This window comes from Bradyrhizobium sp. UFLA05-153, assembly GCF_054185185.1.
Window position 1 is genome coordinate 1 of the sequence record NZ_JBBIAM010000345.1, and the last position, 666, is coordinate 666.

Genomic DNA, 666 nt, shown 5'->3' on the forward strand with positions numbered 1-666 from the left:
CGGGTCATTCTCGACTGAGCCAGCCGGCCCGCCTGCTGTTTGATGTCCGCTTTTACCTGAAAACACCTGATTGTTACGCGCTCGCGAAATGACGCGAAGGGCCACTTCCGGACTCACGCATCGCGGTAGAACGGGTGTTCGCGGTAGGGACGCAAGTTACCTCGCGCCCCCCGCCGTCCTTCAGTGCATGAGCGCCGGGCGTTGTAGTCACTGCAATGATGTCAGGCTTACGGTGGAGACATTCAGAAGCGAGTTCGGGATACCGATCACTCCGACCCTCAGGGTGCAGGTAGTCGATGGTGATGGTTTCTCCATTTACATAGCCAAGTTCGCGCAACCTCTCGAAGAACCCTTCGAAGCGCTTCGCCGGCGACTGCGGCGTGCCGGGGTCAAAGGTGAGAAAGCAGAGGCGAGGAATGCTCTTCAGCGATTGCGCCGCTGAAGAGAAGGGCCAGGCGAGCATCCCTCCTGCAACCGCAATAAAGATCCGCCGCCGCATCTGAACTCTCCCATAGTGTTCAAGTCAGCAACACAATGCGCCTGCGCGTTCGCGAGGGTCGCACCCTACCACATCGTCACAGCAATGCTTCATTCCGCATCACAGCAGACGAACTTGTTATGTCGGCTCCGGGTCCATTCGACAAGCGCGGGGAATAGTCGCTAAGG

1 protein-coding gene is annotated in these 666 nt (G+C 58.4%); it reads right to left on the bottom strand.

Translation table 11 applies throughout. The annotated features are described in order from the left end of the window. Positions 1 to 73 precede the first annotated feature (73 nt). Positions 74 to 499, bottom strand: a complete 426-nt coding sequence (locus tag Q2941_RS51800) for a type 1 periplasmic-binding domain-containing protein (protein ID WP_458197569.1) — start codon at positions 497 to 499, stop codon at positions 74 to 76. Positions 500 to 666 lie beyond the last annotated feature (167 nt).